A 2,857-nucleotide genomic window follows, 5' to 3' on the forward strand; every position below is an offset into this window, starting at 1 on the left:
TCCTCGGGGGCGTTCATGCTCGGCTTCCTCGCCGCGTTCTCCCCGGGCGACCGCGTGGTGCTGCCGCGCCCCGGCTATCCGGCGTACCGCAACATCCTGGCCGCGCTCGGCTGCGAGGTGGTCGAGGCGGGCTCGACGGGTTCGAGGCGGCCGTGCGCGGCCTCGAGGACGCGTTCGCCCGGATGGTCCGTCAGCACCGTCAGGTGGTCACCCGCCAGGCGGCGGCACTGAAGCCGGGGCTGTCAGCGGGCGCCATGAAGGCGTTCATCACCCTGTGCAACGCCGGCACCATGACGCCCTCCACGCTGGCCGAGCACCTGCTGCTGGACCGCGCCCAGGTCTCCCGCATGGTCCGGGACCTCGAGGACGAGGGCCTCATCACCCGCGAGCCGGACCCCGTCGACCGCCGCTCCGCCCTGCTCACCGCCACTGAGGAGGGCCGTGCCCGCCTGGACGCCGTGCGCGGCGGCCAGGCCGGCGAGGGGCTGCGCGCCGACCTGGCGCACTGGGACCGCGAAGACATCCACACGCTGGTGCTCCTGCTCGGCCGCCTCGTGGAGGAGCGGCAGGCCCGCGTGGACCGCACGCCCGACGCCGGCTGAGCGGCGCCCGGGCACCGGCCCGGGTCCGCGCGACCGGAAGGCGCGCGCGACCGGAGGGCAGGCGCGACCGGAGGGCGGGCCCCCGGCGCGCGCCCGGCTCACCAGATGGTGACGCGCTCCTCCGGGGCCAGCCACATCGGGTCGCCCTCCTGGGTGCCGAACGCCTCGTGGAAGGCGTCGATGTTCTTCACCACCTGGTTGCAGCGGAACTCGTTGGGCGAGTGCGGGTCCGAGGCGATGCGGGTGACCATGGTCTCCGGGCGCGTGAGCTGCCGCCACACCGCCGCCCAGGCGGAGAAGAACTCCCGGTCCCCGGCTGCGGCGTCGAGCGAGGCGCCGTCGCCCTCGTCCCGCCAGATCTCCAGGGCGCGGTGCGCGATGCCCAGCCCGCCGAGGTCGCCGATGTTCTCCCCGAGGGTGAACTCGCCGTTCACGCGGTGGTCCGGGGCCTCGGCCGGGGAGAGCACGTTGTACTGGGCCACGAGCCGCGAGGTGAGCTCGGTGAACGCCGCCCGGTCCTCCTGGGTCCACCAGTCCTCCAGGCGCCCCGAGCCGTCGTAGCGCGAGCCCTGGTCGTCGAAGCCGTGGCCGATCTCGTGGCCGATCACCGCGCCGATCGCGCCGAGGTTCGCGGCCATCGACCTCTCCGGGTCGAAGAACGGGGGCTGCAGGATGGCGGCCGGGAACACGATCGCGTTCTCCAGCGGCGAGTAGTAGGCGTTCACCGTCTGCGGGGTGATGTGCCACTCCTCCGGGTCCGGGCCGTCCTCGATCTTGCGCAGGTCCCGCTCCCACTCGAACTCCGAGGCGGCGCGGGCGTTGCCCAGCAGGTCCCCGGCGTGCACCTCGAGCGAGGAGTAGTCCACCCAGCGGACCGGGCGGCCCACCATCGGCCGGAACATGGACAGCTTCTCCAGGGCGCGCTGGCGGGTCTCCTCGCCCATCCACTCCAGCTCGTCGATCGAGCGGCGGTAGGCCTCCTGCAGCAGGTTCACCAGCTCGTCCATCGCGGCCACGTGGCCCTCGGGGAAGTGGCGGTCCACGTAGAGGCGCGCCACGTCCTCGCCCGCGGCGCCGTTGACGAACGCGACGGCGCGCTTCCAGCGGTGGCGGACCTCCTCCGTGCCGGCCAGGCGGCGACCGTAGAAGGAGAAGTTCTCCTGCACGAAGGCGTCCGGGAGGAACCCGGCGAAGGAGCGCAGCACCTGCAGGATCAGCCAGTGGCGCCAGTCCTCGAGGTCGGCCGCCTCGGGGCCCTCCAGCAGCGCCTGCACGCCGGAGAGGAAGTCCGGCTGCCACACCACGACCTCCCGCGCGCGCTCGCCCGCGGCGTCCACGCCCTCGAGCCAGGCCTCGGCGAGCGGGAACAGCTCCACCAGCTGCTCGTGGGTCATCAGGTTGTAGCGGGCCACGGCGTCCCGCGAGCGCACCACGTCCCAGTGCAGGGCCGCGATGCGCTTCTCCAGCTCGACCACGCGGACGCCGGCCTCGGCCGCCTCCGCGGAGTCCGCCCCGATCCCGGCCAGGCCCAGCAGGCGCCCGGCGTGCTCGGTGTACTGCTCGAGGATCTCCGCGTAGGCCTCGTCCCGGTAGTAGGACTCGTCCGGCAGGCCCAGGCCGCCCTGCAGCAGGTGCAGGAGCATGCGGTCCGGGTTCCCGGCGTCGTTGAGGGCGCCGGTGTTGACCAGGCCGGACACGCCCTGGCGCTGCAGCCGCCCGGACAGCTCGAGCAGCTCCGCCGGGGTCTGCACCGACGCCACCGCCGCCATGTCCGTGGCCACGGGCTCGAGCCCACGGGCCTCCACCGTCTCGTCGTCCATGAAGGAGGCGTAGAGGGCCGCGATGCGGCGCTTGACCTCGGGCAGCTCCATCCCCTCGGTCTCCTCCGCGTCCAGCGGCTCCAGCGGCGTGTGGTGCTCCGCCCCGGCCGCGGCCGTGGCGTCCACCCGGGCCTGCGCCGGGTCGAAGCCGGCGCCCACCTCGCGCACCGCGTCCTCGCACAGGTGGCGGACGGCGAGCTCGGCGGCGTCCCGCAGCTCCAGGAACGCGCCGTAGGCGCCCTGGTCCGCGGGGATCTCGTGGGTGTCCAGCCAGGCGGCGTTGACGTGGCGGTACAGGTCCTCGCGCGGCGACGGGACTTCGGGCTCGGCGGTGGCGGTCACGGCGGATCCTCCTGGACGTGGGGGGTGGGACGGTCTCGCACGGCACTCTAGCCGTGACGGCGGACACGCGAGCGGGCGCGCACCCCGGGAGGG

Annotated in this window: 2 protein-coding genes and 1 pseudogene; 2 read left to right on the forward strand and 1 reads right to left on the reverse strand. The window is 74.2% G+C overall.

The annotated features are described in order from the left end of the window. Positions 1–126, forward strand: a pseudogene (locus tag NWP10_RS11320) (aminotransferase class I/II-fold pyridoxal phosphate-dependent enzyme); the annotation flags it as partial. 77 nt (positions 127–203) lie between these two features. Next, on the forward strand, positions 204–602 hold the full coding sequence (locus NWP10_RS11325) for a MarR family winged helix-turn-helix transcriptional regulator (RefSeq protein WP_258300975.1): 399 nt from the start codon (positions 204–206) through the stop codon (positions 600–602). A gap of 98 nt (positions 603–700) precedes the next feature. On the opposite strand, the gene NWP10_RS11330 is transcribed toward NWP10_RS11325, so the two are convergent. Continuing rightward, the gene (locus tag NWP10_RS11330; protein WP_258300976.1) at positions 701–2,764 is read right to left on the reverse strand and encodes a M13 family metallopeptidase; all 2,064 of its coding nucleotides are present in this window, start codon (positions 2,762–2,764) and stop codon (positions 701–703) included. Positions 2,765–2,857 lie beyond the last annotated feature (93 nt).

It is taken from the genome of Micrococcus sp. HG099 (genome assembly GCF_024723355.1).
Classification (GTDB): domain Bacteria; phylum Actinomycetota; class Actinomycetes; order Actinomycetales; family Micrococcaceae; genus Micrococcus; species Micrococcus endophyticus.